Raw genomic sequence first — 20,487 nt, 5'->3', positions numbered from 1 at the left:
TTCTCCCCCATCTACCAATTTTCCCCTATTTTCCCCATCTCCCCCATCTGTCCTAAAAAAAATGGCAATCCTTGTTAATGGGCAGAGCAAGCGCGGTACAATAGAAGGAAAGCAGAACACTTAAAAAAAGTGTCAGGGACTGGAGAGACTTTATAATGCACGCGATCGCTGACTATTTGATCACCGAAAAAATACATGAAAGTGTTCACACCCTGGTGTACCGTGGATATCGGCCCGGGGATGACACCTCCGTTATGATTAAAATTCCTAATGCGGAATATCCGACGGTAGGGGAACTGGTTCGCTTGCGGAATCAATATGCGATCGCCAAAAATCTCAATGTTCCCGGAATTGTCAAACCCTTAAGCCTAGAACGCGATCGCAATGGATTGGCGCTGATCCTGGAAGATTTTGGCGGCATTTCTTTAAAAGATTATACCACATCTCATCCCCTTTCTATTTCTGATTTTCTCTCCATTGGGATCCAAATTGCGGATGCCTTAGATACTTTATATCAAAATCGCATTATTCACAAAGATATCAAGCCGGATAATATTTTAATTCACCCCCTCACCAAGCAGGTTAAGGTAACTGATTTTAGTATTTCTTCGCGGTTGCCAAAAGAATCCCTGACCTTGGTTAATCCCAATGCCTTAGAGGGGACCTTGGCTTATATTTCTCCGGAACAAACGGGGAGAATGAACCGATTAATTGATTATCGCACAGATTTTTATTCCTTGGGGGTAACATTTTATGAATTATTAACGGGAACGTTACCCTTTGCCTCGACGGATGCGATGGAATTAGTCCATTATCATATCGCCAAACAGCCGGTCCCCCCGAATCGAGTGGTTTCGGATATTCCCGAGGCGATCGCGGAAATTGTCATGAAATTGATGGCAAAAAATGCGGAAGGGAGATATCAAACAGCCCGGGGTTTAAAAGCAGATTTAGAAACCTGTTTAATGCAACTGCAAACTACCGGCAAGATTGAACCATTTGCCATTGCTCAAAAAGACCTGGCCGCGCGATTCCAAATTCCGGAAAAACTGTACGGACGAGAAGGGGAAATCGCACAGTTAATGGGTACGTTTGCATCCGTTGCTACCGGCCCTGCTCAACTGATGTTAGTGGCGGGATATTCCGGAATTGGAAAATCAGCATTAGTTCAAGAAGTCCATAAACCCATTCTGGCAAAACGGGGTTATTTTATTGCGGGAAAATTCGACCAGTTTAAGCGAAATATCCCCTTTGCTCCTCTGATTAAAGCGTTTCAAGATTTAATTCGCTACCACATTCTTACGGAAAGTCCCAAGGCGATCGCGACCTGGAAAAAACAACTCGCTGCCGCCCTAGAAAAACAAGGCCAGGTGCTCATTGAGGTGATTCCCGAACTGGAATTACTCTTGGGAAAACAACCGGCCCTTCCTGAACTTCCAGCGGCTGAATCCCAAAATCGATTTAATCGAATTTTTCAAAAATTTATTCGAGTATTTGCCAATGAACATCATCCCTTGGTGTTGTTTTTAGATGATTTACAATGGTCAGATATCGCGTCTTTAAAATTACTAGAGTTGCTGTTAAGCGACCGGGATTTACATCATGTATTAGTGATTGGGGCTTATCGGGATAACGAAGTGAGTCCGGTGCACCCCCTGATGTTGATGGTGAATCGCTTGCAACAAACTCAGGGGTTGGGGATTAATCGCATTGAAGTTCCCCCCCTGAAGCGTGAGGATTTGAATCACTTAGTGGCCGATGCTTTAAGTTGTCCTGAAACGCGATCGCAACCAATTTCCGAACTGGTGTTTCAAAAAACTGAAGGAAATCCTTTCTTTGTCACCCAGTTTTTAAAATCGCTTTATGAGGATCATTTATTAGAGTATGATGGCGATCGCGGGTATTGGCAGTGTGATCTCACCCAAGTTCGAGCCTTAGCGGTTTCCGAGAACATTGTAGAATTTATGGCAACGCAGTTGCAGCGGTTACCGGACTCAACCCAAACCGTTTTAACGTTAGCGGCTTGTATCGGACATCAATTCGACCTCGCTACCTTAGCGGTTGTATATGAGCATTCCCTCGGGGAAACCTCAGCGCAGTTGTGGGAAGCCCTGCAAGCGGGGGTAGTCATTCCGGTGAGTGAATTGTATAAATTCTTCCAATCAGATTCCGGGTCTGAGGGCGAAGAAATGAAGACGGAAGCCCCCACAGTCCAGTATAAATTTTTACACGATCGCGTCCAGCAAGCGGCTTATTCTCTGATTCCTGATCGTGAGAAACAAGCAACCCACCTCAAAATCGGACGGTTACTCTTAGAAAATATCCCCGCAGAAGCAGTTGAAGAAAAAGTCTTTGATTTAGTCAATCAATTAAATATCGCGGCTGATTTAATTGAGAGTGAATCAGAAAAATATCAATTAGCGGCGTTGAATCTGCAAGCGGGACATAAAGCCAAAGCGGCTACCGCTTACGAACCGGCATTACGGTATTTGGAAGCTGGGTTGGCTTTATTACATCCCATCAGTTGGGGCGATCGCTATGATTTAACCCTTAATCTTTATCTAGCCGCCGCAGAATCTGCTTATTTGAGTACCGAGTTTGAGCGCATGGAAGACCTCGCCCAAATTGTCCTCGAAAAAGCCGAAACTCTCCTGGATAAAATTCAAATTTATGAAGTCAAAATCCAAGCTTATACGGCGCAAAATAAACAACTCGACGCCTTGGCTACCGGGAGAGAAGCCCTGGCTTTATTAGGCGTTAACTTACCCGAACAACCCAGCTTTGAGCATATTCAAAATGGACTGGGAGAACTGTTTTCCCGATTAACGGATCAGCACATCGCAGCCTTAAATGAATTGCCCAAAATGAGCAATCCTGATAAAAAAGCGGCGATGCGAATTCTCAATAGTGCGATTGCCCCAGCCTATCAATCTGCCCCTTTATTATTGCCCTTGCTGGTTTTTGAAGAAGTTAAATTGTCTCTGGACTATGGCAATACCGAGGAATCGACTTATGCTTATGCCTGTTATGGATTAATTTTATGTGGCATTGTCGGAGATATTGAAACCGGCTATCAATTTGGTCAATTAGCCTTAACGGTGTTGGCGCAATTCGAGAATCAGAAACTTAAAGCCCGGACCATGATGGTGGTGAATAATAATGTCCGGTTGTGGAAGGAACCCCTCCACCACACGGTTCCCCCTTTACTGATAGCCTATGAGAGTGGACTGGAGACGGGAGATGTAGAATATGCCGTGTTATGTGCTTATAACTACTGCATTAATTCCTATTTTGCCGGGAAAGAATTGGGGCAGTTAGAAGCGGAAATGTCTTCTTACAGTCTGTTGATGGAAAAACTCAAGCAGACCAATACCCTCAACTATCAAAAAATGTACTGGCAGGTGGTGTCCCATTTAATTCGCGGGGCAGATCATCCAGAACATCTGGTGGGGGAACTTTATAATGAATTTACCATGTTACCCCTCCATGAACAAACTAGCGATCGCTACGCCTTATGTTGTTTATACCTGAATAAACTGATTCTCAGCTATCTATTCAGACAAAGTGAATCGGCCTTAAAAAATGCGGAGATCACCGCTAACTATTTAGATGGCTTGACCGCTGTTTACCCCTTACCCCTCTTCTATTTTTATGATTCTCTGGCTGCATTAGGAGTCTATGGAAATCGGCCTGAAGCAGAACAAGAAGTGCTAGGGAATAAGGTGGCGGCAAATCAAGAGAAGATGAAAAAATGGGCAGAATTTTCGCCTGATAATTTTCTGCATAAATATGAACTGGTGGAAGCGGAAAAAGCCCGACTAGCGGGGGACATTGCTGAGGCGATCGCCGGTTATGACCGGGCCATTCTCCACGCGCGAGAAAGCCAATATATTCAAGAAGAAGCCCTGGCTAATGAACTCGCTGGGGAATTTCATCTCCAGCGGGGAAGTCACCAAATTGCTCAGTTTTATTTAACGGAAGCCTACTATGGATATGTGCGTTGGTCAGCGAATGCTAAAGTAAAATTTTTAGAAAAAAAATATCCGTTAGTGTTAGCCCGAGTCACCCAACGTTCAGTCATTCGACCCTTTAGCATTCAAGAAACGATTTCCTCCTTTGGTACCACCAGTACCAGTATTAACCAAGACACTTCTGCCTTAGATATAACGACGGTGATGAAAGCTGCATTAGCGCTTTCTGAAGAACTGGTTTTGGATAAATTTTTAAATAAGTTAATGCGAGTCATCCTGGAAAATGCAGGGGCACAAACGGGGTTTTTAATTTTAGAAAAAGAGGGAAAACAAGTCATCCAGGCGGCGGGAAATATTGAAGAAGAAATTGTAACCACGACAATCCCATCGGTTGAAATTAGTTGCACAGGGGTTCCCCTAGAAGATTTCTCCTGTTTGCCCTTGACTATAATCCATTATGTGCATAGAACCGGGGAGGTTCTGGTTCTTAATAATGCCGCAGTTGAGTCAGTTTTTACGACCGATCCGTACATTACGGCGAAGAAACCTAAATCAATTCTGTGCTTCCCCATTACCTACCAAAGTCACACGGTAGCGATTTTATACTTAGAAAATAATCTCAGTACCGGCGTGTTTACCCATGATCGCCTGGAAGTTTTACAGTTACTGTCATCTCAGGCGGCTATTTCCCTAGAAAATGCCCGATTATACCAGAATTTACAACAGTCGCTTCAGGACTTGAAAGAAGCTCAATTACAACTGGTTCAGACGGAAAAAATGTCTACCCTGGGACAGTTAGTCGCTGGAGTCGCCCACGAAATTAACAATCCCCTCAGCTTCGTTGACGGCAATCTGAATATGTCCCTAGAATATGCAGAAGATTTACTTAACCATCTGCAACTCTATCAGCAATGCTATCCGGAACCTGTTGCCGATATCAAAAATCATGCCTTGGCGATCGATTTAGAATATTTGCAAGAAGATTTCCCAGAAATGCTGAGATCTATGAATGTGGGAACCGAACGGATCAAGGAAATTGTCAAATCTCTCAAGAATTTTTCCCGCAAAGACCCCGGAGTATTTCAAAAAACTGATATTCATGCGGGAATAGATAGTACCTTGTTGATTTTATCAAATCGCTTAAAAGCGACAGGTTCTAAACCTGCCATCACCGTAATCAAAGAGTATGGAAATCTCCCCTTAGTCCCTTGTTATCCGGGACAACTGAATCAGGTATTTATGAACTTGATTGCTAATGCGATCGATGCTTTAGAATCAGGGGTATCGAGTCATTTATCCCGGGTTACCAGTGGTTCATCGGAGGAGAATTCGCCTGTAGTTTCGCCGAAAGAACCCGAATCTAAAATTATTCGGATTCGGACTCAATTAAAAGATCAGGGCGTCGCCATTCACATTGCAGACAATGGATTGGGGATGAGTGAGGAAGTCCAGAAACAACTATTTCGGACCTTTTTTACCACGAAACCGGAAGGGAAAGGGACGGGACTGGGATTATCAATTAGTCATCAAATTATTGTGGATCGACATCATGGACAACTCCTCTGTACCTCCCAACCGGGGGAAGGCACAGAGTTTACTATTGAAATTCCGATTCGACATGAGAATCGAACGGTTTAATTCGGATTAAGACTGAGGCGATCGCCCGACAGTTTCTAATATTTTCAGGGGACCGACTTCTTTAAGACGCTGCATTTCCTGGGAATTGCGGACAAAAAGGGAACCGGCAAAGGCAAGAGAATTGATGGAAATAGATTCAAAATTTTCCTGCGATCGCGGGACAATCATCATCCAATCTCGGGTCATCAAAAGATTGTAAGGACCCGCTTGCTTCGGACTCATTTTCTCCGGTTTTAACCCTACCGTTGCTAACAGTTTTAAATAGGATTGGAGGGTGATTTGTGCCGCTGCCAAGGGATCGTTAAATAAGTCAGGTTCAAAAAAGGTAACGGCACAATCAAAGGGAAAGGCGGCGATCGTTCCTATCCCATCTACCACCGTCGCTGAGGCGATCGCCTCCTCCAAAGGAATTTTTGGTCCATCAGAGGCGATCGGTAGGGGGACTAATTGCAAATGTTTGTGTCTCTGACTCGCCCCCGCTTCCTTTCCGCCATTATAAAACCCTAACCCATCAAACTGCTGTAAACAGCCCCACATCGCCTCAAAATCGGCTAGAGTGAGTAACATTTCTTGGTCTTCAAACTCCCGTGTTACTAACAATAAATGATAGTCTACAACATTAAATTTATTTAATAAGCAAACATGAGTAGGGGAAATATCAGTGACAAACAAATCGCGGTCATAAGGTAAAAAAGGATTAAATTCTTGCCCTGATTTCCGAGTTTTATCCGCTTCGGATTGTTTCGCCTTCTGCTTGCGAACGAGATTCGACAAAATTCGCACTAAAAAGCGCATTCCCTGGGTTTCTAAAAACTCAGAATCGGTGGGAATCGATTGGAGTGCACCCGATTCTATGCCGTGTTTCGTACAGTGTTTCACCTTAAACCATAACGTATCGGGTTCTAGGGTGAGGCGGCCTTGCAACCTCGCTTTGTCCTCTATCATGATGGCAATGTGATGGATAGGATTACCGGATCTACTGTAGAACAGATTCCGACATTTGACTAGACTGACGCAGGTTGGGTTAATGCCTGGGGTGATGAATTTATCTATTTTATCAGAGTTGGAATAAAAAGTCCAGGATTTTAAGATAAAATAACAAATATTTTTTTAATCCAAAATTTGACGAATGAGTGCATCGAATCCTCCTCAAAAATCGGGACCCGGGGTTCCAACACTGCCGCCCAATTTGACCCTGCGATCGTATCAAAAACAGGCGATCGCCAGTTGGTTTGCAAACCAGGGACGAGGAACCCTGAAAATGGCAACAGGAAGCGGCAAAACCATCGCTGCCTTGGCGATCGCCAGCGAACTCTATCACCGCATTGGATTACAAGTATTGCTCATCCTCTGTCCCTACCGTCACCTGGTCAATCAGTGGGCGAGAGAATGTGAGGGATTCGGGTTGGCCCCGATTTTAGCTTTTGAAACTGTTTATACTTGGCAGAGTCAGCTTTCTACCCAACTTTACAACGTCAGTGCTAATCTCCAGCCTTTTCTCACAATTATTACCACCAATGCGACCCTAATGAGTGAGGGATTCCAATCTCAATTGCGCTACTTCCCCGAAAAAACCTTTATCATTGGGGATGAAGCGCACAACCTGGGGGCACCGCGTCTCGAAGAAAGTTTACCCCGACAAATTGGCTTACGATTAGCCCTTTCTGCCACCCCTGAACGCTATTTTGATGAGACTGGAACCCAGGGATTACTAGATTATTTCGGCCCCGTTATTCCCCCGGAATTGACCCTAGCTGATGCAATTCGAGCGGGGGCATTGGTACGGTATCTTTATTATCCGATTTTAGTAAATTTAACGGAATCGGAAGGCTATGCTTATTTGAAATTAACCAAGCGCATTGGCTGGATATTAAGCCATCAAGAAAAGATGGATCTTAATCATGATGATTTACGAGGATTAATCATGCAACGCACCCGGTTAGTTGGGTCAGCGAGTAATAAATTAAATGCTTTGCGGGAGTTAATGAAAACCCGCCTGCATACCAGCCATACCTTATTTTATTGTGGCGATGGGACCGTTGAGGAGTCTGGTTTTCGGGGCAGCGATCGCCAACTGGAAGCGGTATCCCACCTGCTGGGTTCGGAACTTGGGTATCGGATTAATACCTATACGGCTGACACTGCGATCGAGGAACGAGAAGAATTGCGACGGCAATTTGAAAGCGGAGAATTACAAGGATTAGTCGCAATTCGCTGTTTAGATGAAGGAGTAGATATCCCCGCCATTAAAACCGCTGTGATTCTCGCTTCTAGTGGCAATCCCCGCCAGTTTATCCAGCGTCGAGGCCGGATTTTACGACCCCATCCCAACAAGGATAGAGCGACTCTTTTTGATACCATTGTCATGCCTCCTAAACTCGATCGAGAAGCACTAGAAATCGAACGAAATATCTTAAAAAAAGAATTGCGCCGCTTTATAGAATTTGCCGATTTAGCCGACAATGCCGGGGAAGCGCGAATGCAATTACTCCAACTTCAGAAATCTTACGGATTATTAAGTCTTTGACAGTTGGGGGAAAGCCCGGTAAAATTAATGACAATTGGGTAACACTTCAATCGGGGAGGAAATCATCAAATGTACGCCAGTCACCCGCCAGAATCAGATACAACCGTGGAAGTCGCCTATCCTTCCGGGACAGTTCCTGTCAAAAAGCACCTCATTTTCGCGGAAAATCAGCCTGCCTATCACCCCAGCAATCGACCCCACGAGGAACTCCGTGATATCGAAGAACCGATCCTCAGTGCCTCTCCAGAAGTCCGCACCATTATTGAGCGCGTTTTGCAAGCGGAAAAAGATAAACTTTATATGAAAGCGCCCCGAAATATTAATGATGATATCCTCAAAATTGTTAAGGAAGCAATCCAATGAAATTGATTTCTCTCACGCTTTGTAACTTTCGCCAATTTTATGGGAGAACCCCCGAAATAGTTTTATCCCGAGGGTCGAATAATACTACCATTATTCATGGCAATAACGGGTCCGGTAAAACCACTTTAATGAATGCCTTTACTTGGGTTCTTTATGAACAATTTTCCGCTGCTTTTGCCGGACCCGATCGCCTCGTGAATAAACGCGCCATCACTGAAGCAAAACCCGGTGAACCTGTTGCCTGTTGGGTGCAATTAGTGTTTGAACATGACAGCAAGCGCTATCAAGCAAAACGCCTAATTCGCGCTTACAATACCTCCACGGGAATTACCCACGGGTCGAGTGAATTATTTATGACGATCGCCGGAGATGATGGCAGATGGTCTCCGCCTCCACCCCAACAACATCCCGATGATATCATTGGTCGAATTTTACCGGAAAGTTTACATCAATATTTCTTTTTTGATGGAGAACGGATTGAATATATCGTCCGTTCTGAGAAAAAAGCTGAAATTGCTGAAGCTACGAAGAAATTACTAGGATTAGAAGTTTTAAATCGGGCAATTCGTCACTTAGGCGAAACCCGCAAAAGCTTAGAAACGGAATTAAAAGCGATTGGCGACCCCCAAACCCAACAGTTATTAAAAGAAAAGGCAACCCGAGAGAAAGAGGGAACTCGCCTCCAGAAACGACAAACTGAAATCACCAAAGAGTTAGAAGCACAAGCACAACTGAAGAAAACCATCAGCGATCGCCTCTTGGAATTAGGCGGGGCGGAAGAATTGCAAAAGCGGCGCAAAAACCTAGAGGAACAAAATACTTCCATTCGCCACCAATTAAAACAAACTAAAGAAGCGTTAAAACGGGCTATTTCTAGTCAAGGTTATATCACTTTACTGGGAGAATTTACTAACGAATTTAGAACCTTCGTCAATGATTTACGGAACCGAGGGGAACTACCTGCTGGGATTAAACAACCCTTCGTTCAACAATTGCTCGATCGCCAACGTTGTATTTGTGGGGCCGAACTTAGTGAAGGCAATCCTGCCCGACAACTCGTGCGATCGTGGATGGATAAAGCAGGGATGGCAGACATTGAAGAAACTGCCATTCGCATGAGTACCCAAGTTGAGGTGATCGATAAACAAGTCCCCGACTTTTGGCAAGAAATGGACCGCCAACAGAAGGCGATTGAAGGATTTAGAACTGAACTTTCTGCCATAGAAAACCAGTTGGATGAAATCAAAGATAAGCTGCGAAGCTATCCCGATGAAAACATTCAAGAATTACAAAAACGCCTCGATGAAATTGAGCGAAAAATGAGTGAATTAGACCGAGAATTGGGTTCTAATCAAACTCAGATCGATAGCTTGCAAGGGGCAATAGACCGCTTAAATAAACAACTAGAAAAGCAGAAAACCAACGAAGAGAAACAAGAGTTAGCCAAAAAACGGATATTCGCCACTCAGGATGCGATCGACCGCTTAACCGAGGTGCGATCGCGCCTAGAAAACCAATTTAGATCCCAACTCGAACAGCGAGTGCAGGAAATTTTTAGCGAAATATCCTTTACCCCCTATCTTCCCAAACTCAGCGACAAATACGAACTCACCTTAATCGAAAATACGAGTGGATTTGAAGTCCCCGTTGCTGCCTCCACCGGCGAAAATCAAATCCTCAGTTTATCCTTCATTGGCGGCATTATCGATGGTGTTCGCGAGTGGAGTAAAAAGAACACCCTGATGGGACCGGATAGCAGTACCTTTCCCATCGTCATGGACTCCCCCTTTGGCAGTTTAGACGAAATTTATCGCCGCCAAATTGCCAAAATTCTGCCTCAACTTGCTAACCAACTCGTTGTTTTAGTGACCAAAACCCAATGGCGGGGAGAAGTCGCCCAAGAAATGAAACCTTACATCGGTAAAGAATATGTGCTTGTTTATAACTCTCCGAAACCCGATTGTGAAGAAGATTGGATTGAATTAAAAGGAATGCGCTACCCGTTAGTTAAGTTGAGTCCCAATGAATTTGAATATACCGAAGTGGTGGAGGTAGATGAAGCATTTTAAAAACCTGTAGCTTTTAACCCGGAACCAGAAACCGGGTTTCTTAACAAAATTCCTGCAATTTAGTCTAAACTTTGTTAAGAAACCCGGTTTCTACCCTAAAATAAAAGACCAAAAACTGCTTGACAAATGACTCGCTTTATTCATGACCAATTTGCCAAAGATTACTTAGAAGAATTACTGTCTCCATACGGCGAAGTCAAACCCTCCCGACGAGTCGCTGGAGAAGTCCGAGAAATTGATGTTTGGTTTGCACCTTCCCCCGAAGCGGATGCCAATCTTGCGGGATTAGGATTATTAGGACGATTCGCCCGGACCCCGGCAATCTTTGAACCCTTTCGCAACCCCGCAAACCCCGACGACATCTGTAATTGCCTCTTAAAATTGCTAGAAGTTCGGGGAGATTACCAACGAGAAGCGAACCGGAATCAGACTCGGATTCAAGAGTCTGACTTACCCAAATTATGGGTACTCACCCCGACGGCATCGGCCAACCTTTTAAATGGATTTAGAGCTATACTAGAACCAAATTGGTTGCCTGGGGTGTACTTGATGGGGGACTCTCTGAGAACAGCGATCGTGGTGATTCACCAACTACCCCGGACCGCAGAAACCCTCTGGTTGAGACTTCTAGGAAGGGGAACAGTCCAAAAGCAAGCGATCGATGAACTCGAAGCACTTCCACAGGATAACCCGTTTCGGGCGATCGCCTTAGAAATGCTTTACAACCTGCGGCAAAACTTACAAGTTAATCAAAGTACCGATGCAGAAGAACGGGAGTTAATTATGCGATTAGCACCACTTTATCAACAAGACCGAGAACAAGCAATCCGCGAAGGAGAAGAACGAGGAATTCAAGTTGGAGAACAGCGAGGAATTCAAATTGGAGAAGAACGAGGAATTCAGCAGGGACAGCGCCAATTAATAGAAAATTTCTTGCGGGTACGCTTTGGGGAATTAGATGAGGAACTTTTGACGTTGATTGACCCCTTATTAGCATTACATCCCGAAGAATTGAGCGCCCTAATGTTGCAATTAGCAACCCTATCTCGGGACGAATTATTAGGGACATTTTCTGAAAGGGACTAAATCTTTGATTCCCTGATTTGGGGGGAACATGAACTGCGATCGCCTTTTCATCAGGGGAACGCGATCGCCTTTCTCAACCCTCGATAACCGCCACCCGAATTAAATCATCTCCTGAGAACCCACCGAGGCGATCGCGCCAGATAGAGAAAACTGGCACAATCTTGCTGTAAGTTGACACAATTTAGGCTACAAGTATGTCTTAAGACCGCGTAAAATTTGATAACTCAATGAAAGCAGTACAAATCCTAGCAGGCATTTTAGTCGCCTTCACCCTACCCACTAGCGCCGAGTTGATGCCACCGGGGAGAGGGACCCGGATCCCGGAGTTCGGGGACACCTTCGAGGAAGTCGGGTGGAGTTATAACTTCAATAACCCTAAACTCCACAATCAATATCACAATCCCGGTTCCGGTTGGGTTGAAGTTATCCATGCACGGAATGATCCCACGAGTGTTTCTGTCAATGGCAGATGGATCGAGGGACCGACTCGGGGACATCCGGATATTGTCGAACAAGTCAGAACCCCACCAGGAGGCATCCCGGGAAGTCAATATTCCTTGCGTCTAAGAACTACAAATTCGGGTACTCCTAAGATTACCCAAGGGACAATTCAGCAAGACGATTTACTGAATATTATTCCCGGAAAAACAAACGGGGATATTCCTCTCGGTTCGGGGTTGAGTGTAGTGACCCGAATTTATTTACCTCCCTTGGATGCATGGCAGGATTTGAGTGGATATCATATTGGGTTTCGCGTTGGTGCCACGGGACGGAAACCGGATGGTCAATTGGCGAATTATTGGCCGGGAATTTGGATTTGGATGGACAAAGAAAGCAGTGGTCGTCGGACTTTTCGCTGGGTGGTTCGGGCGAATAATGAAGGCGTAGATATCAATGCCAGCGAACAAAAATTTACCAATACGGGATGGTGGACTTTGGGTATGGCGTTCAATCCCGATGGGTCAATTAGTTATTACGCCAGTCCAGGGGTTGATGATTTAACCCCCAGAGATTTACTGACTTTCCGCGCTGGTTCTCAATCTGTGGCGGCGACTTATACTCCTTATCAATTTAAGTTTGATAATCTGGACTATTTGTTCTTTTCTACGGGGAATACGGATGGTCAAAACTCTACAGAATTTATCATTGATGATGTGGGAGTGTATCGAGTTGCACCGTAAAAGGGTGAGTCTCTGACTCTGAAAATGCCTCCATTTATGCTAGATTAGCAGGATGGGGGCGTTGCTTCCAGAATCCTGTTCATGGTTCAATACAATACAGGCCGATCGCAATGGGTGCATATCGAATTAAGGTTGCCAAAGATAAAGCAGATTTAGTCACATCTTTAACTTCGTCGGATAACAAAACCGGCGTATTTCGCCACTTTACCGATGTGCTGGTTTTTGCTGCTGCCTTGGGTGCTAAACGCAAAAAACGAGTCCCCCTCGGCGCAATCTCCAAAACCGAACCGGGTCCAATAGACATCGATACTTTTGTGACTAAAGGGTATGACTTGGTGATTAAATTACTGGCGATCTCCGAAACCAAAGACTCTAAAATTATCGCCCCCAACGACCCCGATTGTGAAGAAATCCGCGCTCATATCTTTGAAGAATATGCCAACGGGGGTTTAGAAATCCTCCGAGAAGAGTTACGAGGTGCCGTAGACTATACCGAAAGAATCCTGCTCATTCTCCTCTCGGAACGATTCAAAAAAACGACCTCAGAACCCGATGATTTTGACCTCAGTCGATTTTTGTAAACCCCGTTGTTTTGAAGTTTATGTATAAAATTAGTGATTTTAAAAACTAGATTAGGTATTAAAAAACCCGCTCTAAATGAGCGGGTTTTTATTATATCACAAAAGCAAACACAAAAGCAAACACAAACACAAAAACTCACAAATTTAATTAGACCTTTAGTTTCATGCGCCGTAGTTTCACATCACCTACGAGGGTGGAATAGACAAGTCCAGCACAAGCGGCACCGGCAAGGGGTGCTAACAAGAATAACCAGAGTTGTGCCATCGCCCAACCCCCAACAAAGACGGCAGGTCCGATACTGCGTGCAGGATTGACTGAAAGATTAGTAACGGGAATGCCAATTAAATGAATCAGGGTCAATGCTAACCCGATCGCAACAGGTGCGAAACCTTGAGGAGCCCGGCGATCGGTTGCTCCCATAATCACAAACAAAAACATGAAAGTCAAGACAAATTCAGCCACCAAAGCGGCTAACATGGAATAACCACCGGGAGAATGTGCGCCATAACCATTTGCCGCAAATCCATCACTCAGGGTAAATCCAGGTTTACCACTGGCAATCAGATAAAGAATTCCCCCAGCAAAAATCCCCCCACCGATTTGCGCGCTGATATAAGGGACGAGCTCGCTCTTCGGAAACCGCTTCCCCACCCATAAACCCAGGGAAACCGCTGGATTCAAGTGACAACCCGAAATATGACCGATCGCGTATGCCATCGTCATCACCGTTAACCCAAATGCTAGGGACACTCCCAACAGTCCAATTCCCAAAGCATTGCTTGAATCGGGAAACGAGGCCGCAAGTACCGCACTGCCACATCCCCCAAAGACCAACCAGAACGTTCCAATGAACTCTGCAAGACACCGCTTAGTTATTGACATAATTTGCCCTTATTCCTGAATTAAGCAGAAATTATATCACCACTGGGGAGGGAAAGTGGTAACTTAGGGAACAATTCTTTACAAAACCTCCGGCAAACCCACCTCCTTCGGTTTCACAAATTTCCCGTCAAAACTAACTGCTTTCCCTTCAAAAGTCCGCGCATCCGCTAACGCCTTGCGTAGATTGGCGCGTTCATAATCATCCTCGATTCCCCCGAGAATATACACCAACAACTTCGCCGCTAAATCCCGACCCGAAACTAATACCCGCTTTTTACTCGGGTCATATAGAACCCCATACCAGAGGGAATGGGGATATTCCATCCCACTAAATCCCCCATCCACATCAAATTCCTGCAACTTTTCAACCAATTCTTTCAGAGAGAACCCTTTTTCAAATACTAAAATTCCCATTGCTTGCGCTAAGGCAACTTGTCCAATGGGACGAAACAGCAAATTCCCATCACCCCCGCCTTTTTCCTGACTAAACCGGCGCATTTCTGGGGTTTCTGTTCCGGAGTCAAGTTGTTGATAGCTGATTAAGGTGGATAATCCATCAAATAATGCCTCAAATTCCCGCAACCCTTCCTCTAGTTCATCGTCTTCGGGACGAATTGACACTAACCCTTTGTTATTCGCCGATCGCCACTGGGGAAATTTCGGGCCTAAGTAGCGTTCCGACATATCTTTAAGCGCCTGAAGCGTGGTTAATACCGTTGATTTCGCCGCTACAGTCGCACTGTCCCAATTCACCCGAGGATTGCGTTTCTTTTTATCTTTCAATAACGGATGAGTAACGGCAACTTTCCGCGCGATAATCGAAAATCCATCATCTTCATTTAAAACAGCAAGTTGTCCTTTACTCAGGTTAACAGCCATCAGGTTAACATGAACAAAGATAGACCGAACTCTTCGCCTTGCTTCGTCTCGGGTTTCTCCTTCCAAGACTGCGGGAATAAATTCTATCCCGATTCTTTCCGAGGCTAAATTTTGGAGGTGGGCCGATTCTACCTGATATTGTTGTTTTAAATCTTCGACGGTAATTGCCGCACCCACGGCCTTTTTATTTTTGTTGTACCGCTGGAGTCGTCCGGTTTTAATCAGTTCCATTAATCCTTGGACTCCCATCAGTCGATGTTGACCATCCAGAGCAAAAATTGCAACTTTTTCAGACAGTTCTAAAAGTCCGATGGTGTTGTCTTTGTCTAAGGAAATAAAGTCACAACTGGATTGACGCGATCGCCCGGTTTTATCCCACTCTGGCGCATCAGGATTATCCACCCAGGGCGGACTTTGCACCACCAACAAAGCAGGAAATTTATGGTTTTTTCTGGCGACTAAATACAAGGTTAAAGCTGCTTGGCGAGACCAATCCAAGGGACGTTGTAGCAGTTCGTCAATGGTTTCCCGGTCCCGGACGACATTATCGGTTTGAGGGTCATATTTTTTCTGAAAGAGTGGCAGTTGGGAGGCGAAACGAACCCGACTGCTTAACCATTCTAAGGTCACAGATCCAATAAATGCCTCGGTATTCCCCATCTGGGTTTTCTGAACCAGGAGGCGATCGCTGCGGGAGAGGTGGCGATCCAGCAATAGCGCCAATGCTTCGCGATCGCTATTTTCCTGTTCCAGGATTTTGCTGGCAAGGTCTGTTGCTGGATTCCGGGGAGGGTTCATGGGGACTTTCATCTCGATAGGCACATCCTTAAACATAGCAGGAAAGTTCCCAGACTGACTCATCTCTACTCAAAACCGAATATTTGCAAGGGTTTTGAGCTATTTTGCTAAAAAGCTGGTTTTTAAAAACTTTTTGTGCTTTACTAAAATAAAGCGATTAAATTCGGTCATTTTTAACACAGTTATGTTAATTTGTCAAGAGCCATCAGAAAAAAAAGGGGGGAGTTGCCGGTGGGATACTATCTACCGCACATACCGGGAGGGCGATCGTGCTAAATACGGCCTTTGAATATGTCTTACCTGTCATCCGAGGAATACAGGCAGGACGGGAATACTATGTGTCCATGTGTCCTCTGCGACTGCTGCCGAAACTGTTCCCTTTGGAACAGGGGGAAACGCCGCCAGAAAATCGGGCGAGGCGATCGCTCAATCGGACCCGAGTGCCACAGATTACCCAGTATATTTTAGATAATCCCCAGAGTTATACCCTCTCGGCGATTACGGCCTCTATTGATGCAGATATCACCTTTGAACCCCTGGGAACCGAGGCGGAAGGGCGAAAAGTCGGACGCTTGCGAGTGCCAATGGATGCGCGATTTACCATCAATGACGGCCAACATCGCCGGGTCGCCTTTGAATCGGCATTGAAGGAGAATCCGGACTTGGGATATGAAACCATTCCCCTGATTTTGTTTCTGGATGTGGGTTTGAAGCGATCGCAGCAAATCTTTAGTGACCTCAACCGCTACCCAGTGCGATCGGACCCTGCCTTAAATCTGCTGTATGACCATCGCGATCGCGCTGCCGCATTAGGGAGAGGAGTATATCAGCAAGTGGAGGTATTCCGCACCCTCACCGAAACCGAACGCAGTCATTTAAGCACCCGGTCTGGTAAACTCTTTATACTCCCCCATATTTGTCAGGCAACCTTGACATTATTGGCAGACCGGGAAGGGGAACCCCTAGAGGCACAAATCCAACAGGCAGTGGATTACTGGAATGCGGTCAGTCGGCAGATTCCAGATTGGCAATTGGTATTAGAACGAAAAGTCAGCGCCTTTGAGATGCGGCGAGATTACCTGCATACCCAGGCGATCGTCTTAATCGGACTAGGCGCAGTGGGTGCAACATTACTCCGGACCTATCCAGACACCTGGCGAGACCATTTGGACCCCTTACGGCAAGTCGATTGGTCGCGATCGAATTTAGACTGGGAAGGGAGGGTGATTTTCAAGGGTCAACTGTCCCCAGGGTCAACCAGCGTAATGCGGATGACTGCTTATCTGAAACAGCGCTTAAATTTGCCGTTAACGGAGGAAGAGAAGCGTTTGGAATAGTAGGAGGAATTCAGGAGGGAGCAATTCGGGAGCAATTCGGGCGATCGACTCCCTCCAACTTGCTAACCGGCCAATTTTACATCCATCCTAGATGAGTTTTTGCCCGATTTACAGCAATTCTTACTGCGCTTGAAACATAAGAAATTTTGTAGGGTTTGGCTGGATTTTTAGGCTTAGGATCGATTAATACCACATTGTCTTTCCATAAATGACTGTTTCTTGACCAATTTAGGAGGGCTAATTGCGATACTTGACTGGATTCAAAAGACATAGTATGTTGGTTGTAAGTGTAATAAAGCAATCGACCTAGAATATCCAAACCTACACTTATTCCCAAAACACAATTTTCTCGAAATTCTGCCACTTGTTCAATCGTTAAATCTTCAGGTTCGGTTTCATAGATATGCCGACTATGACTACATTCTGAAAAGAACTGGTTGAGGGTCTTAACTAAAGAATCTGATGCTTGATTTACATCATACTCTCTTAGTTCATTGTTTGGGTCGTTAGTAAATGCAGAACTAACCGCCCTAATTATGTAATTGTTTGTGTAAATCAATTTCTTTTTAAGAGCAGGAGAATTTTTAATCTTTTCCGTCTTGCCTCGAAACATGAAAACTTCATCGACAACTCGCTTAGTGATGCCGACCCGACCTTCAAATTCCCCAAACGATAACAGCAGCGATTTATCGAGTTGTTTCGTTTGCGCCATATCTCTAAAATCAGTTTGGCACTGGTTAAAATCTGGTTCTAAGACGAGAGTAATGGGGAAATCATTATCACCAATTACCTCGCCAAATTCACCCATAATCAAATCTTGGATTGCACTTTTACGATGTTGTCCATCGGTAATGTCCAACTTGACCCCCCGAGGAATGACGACTAAGCAAATCCCTCTCCCCAATTTAATGATATCAATCTTACTGGGATCGACATTTGCCGTTAGAGTTCCCAAAATCCAGGGTGTGCCTTTGTTGGCACGTTTGAGAATATACTCTTTGATTTCCTCGGCATGACCCTTAACTTCTGGGCGATTTTTACCCGAATCGGGATCATTGTCACTAGAGGGTTTTGCTTGGAGAAGCGTCGGCAAATCATCGGCAGGGACATTGATTTGGACCATCTGGCGCTTCCCCTGGCGGAAAATTAAACCAGGATAACACTTTTCGCGATGATGTTTGGCGAAATAGGGTTCAAGGAAGGGATCGAGGCGGGGGGAACTTTCTGTCTCAGGTAAGTGGTTGTCCATCATATAAAATCGTAAAAGTAGGGAGAACTGTCATCCGATGAGGAAATTGACCAGAGATCCACCCGAGTTGGTAACCTCGATTCAGGAGGGGACATCTCGGATAGATTAATACAAGTCTATTCACTCATTATAAAAGTAACTAGAGGGTGTAAAGCGTGAATAAAATATCTAAAACAAGCCAAAAATTGAGGATGCAAGTTGCATCCTTGAATTAAAAATAGTTCTAATTTTACCACAAGTCACTAGATTTAGCAAGATAGCAAGGAGTCTTCATCAAATGTCAGAACAATCGCAAATGTCATTATTCCCACCTCGCACTGTAGATGAATTAGTAGAGGACATAGAAAAACTAACTCAAGAAGTTCAAGCTTTATATTGTTTAGATGAAGTTCCCTGGATTGTGGGATATTCAGGTGGGAAAGACAGCACGGCAACATTACAGTTAATCTGGAATGCAGTCGCTCAACTTCCAATGGAAAAGCGAACCAAAACTATTCATGTAATTACGACAGACACGCTGGTTGAGAATCCCATCGTTGCTACTTGGGTTCGCAAATCACTCGACCGGATCAAAGAAGCAGCGATGGAACAAAAAATGCCATTTGAGCCACATCTGCTTCACCCAAAAGTTAAAGATACATTCTGGGTTTGTTTAATTGGAAAAGGCTATCCAGCACCTCGATCCCGCTTTCGCTGGTGTACAGATCGTTTAAAAATTCAGCCAGCTAACAACTTCATTCGTAGCATGGTTAGGGACAATGGAGAAGTCATTCTTGTTCTAGGTATGCGTAAGGCTGAAAGCGTCAGCCGTTCGGCAACCATGCAAAAACACGAAGAAAAAAGGGTGCGCGATCGCCTAAGTCCTAGATCAAGTTTGATTAATTCTTTAGTCTATACTCCTATCGAAGACTGGCGGAATGATGAAGTCTGGATTTATTTGAATCAATGGACAAATCCCTGGGGACAAAGCAATAAAGATTTATTTACGATGTATCGGGGTGCAACCGCAGACAATGAATGTCCCCTCGTCGTTGATACCAGTACCCCAAGTTGTGGGGATTCTCGCTTTGGTTGCTGGGTTTGTACCCTGGTCAATCAAGATAAATCCATGCAAGCGATGATCCAAAATGATGACGAAAAAGAATGGATGATGCCGCTATTGGAAATTCGCAATGAATTAGATATTCATGAAGATCACGATAAGCGAGACTTCCGTCGTATTTACGGAAAAGTTGAACTCTTTGAGCGCAATAATGAGGGGGAAATGACTGTCGTGCCTATTCCTGGACCTTATTTAAAAAAATGGCGAGAGCATTGGCTGAGAAAAGTTCTCTCGGCTCAAACTGGAGTCAGAAAAAATGGTCCCGAAGATATGCGGGATATCACCCTCATCACATTAGACGAACTCAGCGAAATTCGGAAAATTTGGCTAGAAGAAAAGCATGAATTTGATGATAGTTTGCCTAAGATTTATGAAGAAGAGACGGGGGAACCATTTGAGGACCCTCGTCCTGGCGCGGGTAATCAGTTGTGGGGAAGTGATGAGTGGGAGGTGTTAGATGAAATCTGCCAACCCGATACGATGCACTTGGAATTAATGTCGAAGTTGATTGGGACGGAGTACAAGTATCATACTAAATCCCGACGAACAGGTGTTTATGATGCGCTAGAAAAATGCTTTGAAAGTAGTTCGCGATCGCAGGAAGAAGCGATTGAAAATGCTCATTACAAGCGGGACCTTAAAACTGCTGCGAAAGAAGGGGATGTTTATGCGATTAAACAACTCAAAAATCGGGATATGAAACCCTCGGCGACTGATGGAGATGTTGCTGGGATTAAACAGTTAAGTTGGGGGACGATGAAATATCCCAGTATCAATTCTGATGATGATGATGTAGAGAATTAATCGAAAGAACCCCCCCTAA

General features: G+C 44.8%; 13 protein-coding genes. 9 read left to right on the top strand and 4 right to left on the bottom strand.

Annotation, left to right across the window (positions count from 1 at the left end; genetic code table 11):
• Positions 1 to 155 precede the first annotated feature (155 nt).
• Positions 156 to 5,609 carry an ATP-binding sensor histidine kinase gene (locus tag NG796_RS20410; protein ID WP_261208854.1) on the top strand — a complete coding sequence of 1,818 codons (5,454 nt, stop codon included), beginning with the start codon at positions 156 to 158 and terminating at the stop codon, positions 5,607 to 5,609.
• A gap of 6 nt (positions 5,610 to 5,615) precedes the next feature.
• On the opposite strand, the gene NG796_RS20405 is transcribed toward NG796_RS20410, so the two are convergent.
• Positions 5,616 to 6,554 (bottom strand): ATP adenylyltransferase family protein, encoded by a 939-nt coding sequence (locus NG796_RS20405; protein WP_261208853.1) that lies wholly within the window; start codon positions 6,552 to 6,554, stop codon positions 5,616 to 5,618.
• 184 nt (positions 6,555 to 6,738) lie between these two features.
• On the opposite strand from NG796_RS20405, the gene NG796_RS20400 reads away from it, so the two are divergent.
• The 6 genes from NG796_RS20400 (at position 6,739) to NG796_RS20375 (ending at position 13,416) form a co-directional block, all read left to right on the top strand.
• The gene (locus NG796_RS20400) at positions 6,739 to 8,136 is read left to right on the top strand and encodes a DNA phosphorothioation system restriction enzyme (protein WP_261208852.1); all 1,398 of its coding nucleotides are present in this window, start codon (positions 6,739 to 6,741) and stop codon (positions 8,134 to 8,136) included.
• Positions 8,137 to 8,205: 69 nt separating this feature from the next.
• Positions 8,206 to 8,499, top strand: coding sequence for a hypothetical protein (locus tag NG796_RS20395; RefSeq protein WP_261208849.1), 294 nt, complete (start codon positions 8,206 to 8,208; stop codon positions 8,497 to 8,499).
• Positions 8,496 to 10,568 carry an AAA family ATPase gene (locus NG796_RS20390; protein ID WP_261208847.1) on the top strand — a complete coding sequence of 691 codons (2,073 nt, stop codon included), beginning with the start codon at positions 8,496 to 8,498 and terminating at the stop codon, positions 10,566 to 10,568. The genes NG796_RS20395 and NG796_RS20390 overlap by 4 nt, the downstream gene beginning before the upstream one ends.
• A 126-nt stretch (positions 10,569 to 10,694) precedes the next feature.
• Complete coding sequence (locus tag NG796_RS20385) at positions 10,695 to 11,654, top strand: hypothetical protein (protein WP_261208843.1); 960 nt, start codon at positions 10,695 to 10,697, stop codon at positions 11,652 to 11,654.
• 227 nt (positions 11,655 to 11,881) lie between these two features.
• Positions 11,882 to 12,835 (top strand): hypothetical protein, encoded by a 954-nt coding sequence (locus NG796_RS20380; protein WP_261208842.1) that lies wholly within the window; start codon positions 11,882 to 11,884, stop codon positions 12,833 to 12,835.
• A 110-nt stretch (positions 12,836 to 12,945) separates the two neighbouring features.
• Positions 12,946 to 13,416, top strand: a complete 471-nt coding sequence (locus NG796_RS20375; protein ID WP_261208841.1) for a DNA phosphorothioation-associated protein 4 — start codon at positions 12,946 to 12,948, stop codon at positions 13,414 to 13,416.
• Positions 13,417 to 13,564: 148 nt separating this feature from the next.
• On the opposite strand, the gene aqpZ is transcribed toward NG796_RS20375, so the two are convergent.
• On the bottom strand, positions 13,565 to 14,299 hold the full coding sequence (gene aqpZ, locus NG796_RS20370) for an aquaporin Z (RefSeq protein WP_261208839.1): 735 nt from the start codon (positions 14,297 to 14,299) through the stop codon (positions 13,565 to 13,567).
• A 78-nt stretch (positions 14,300 to 14,377) separates the two neighbouring features.
• A complete protein-coding gene (locus NG796_RS20365) occupies positions 14,378 to 15,976 on the bottom strand; it encodes a DGQHR domain-containing protein (RefSeq protein ID WP_261208835.1) in 1,599 nt (532 codons plus the stop codon).
• 269 nt (positions 15,977 to 16,245) lie between these two features.
• Here NG796_RS20365 and dndB point away from each other — a divergent pair, with 269 nt between their 5' ends.
• Positions 16,246 to 17,313 carry a DNA sulfur modification protein DndB gene (gene dndB / locus NG796_RS20360; protein ID WP_261208834.1) on the top strand — a complete coding sequence of 356 codons (1,068 nt, stop codon included), beginning with the start codon at positions 16,246 to 16,248 and terminating at the stop codon, positions 17,311 to 17,313.
• Positions 17,314 to 17,389: 76 nt separating this feature from the next.
• Here the strand turns inward: dndB and NG796_RS20355 are convergent, their stop codons facing one another.
• The gene (locus tag NG796_RS20355; protein ID WP_261208832.1) at positions 17,390 to 18,565 is read right to left on the bottom strand and encodes a DNA sulfur modification protein DndB; all 1,176 of its coding nucleotides are present in this window, start codon (positions 18,563 to 18,565) and stop codon (positions 17,390 to 17,392) included.
• Between the two features lie 274 nt (positions 18,566 to 18,839).
• On the opposite strand from NG796_RS20355, the gene dndC reads away from it, so the two are divergent.
• Positions 18,840 to 20,468: a DNA phosphorothioation system sulfurtransferase DndC gene (dndC, locus tag NG796_RS20350; protein WP_261208831.1), complete on the top strand. Its 1,629-nt coding sequence runs from the start codon at positions 18,840 to 18,842 to the stop codon at positions 20,466 to 20,468.
• The last annotated feature ends 19 nt before the right edge of the window (positions 20,469 to 20,487 follow it).

This window comes from Laspinema sp. D2d (assembly GCF_025370755.1).
Classification (GTDB): Bacteria; Cyanobacteriota; Cyanobacteriia; order Cyanobacteriales; family Laspinemataceae; genus Laspinema.
Note: the sequence above shows the minus strand (reverse complement) of the source record. Positions and strands in the feature narration are given on the sequence as shown.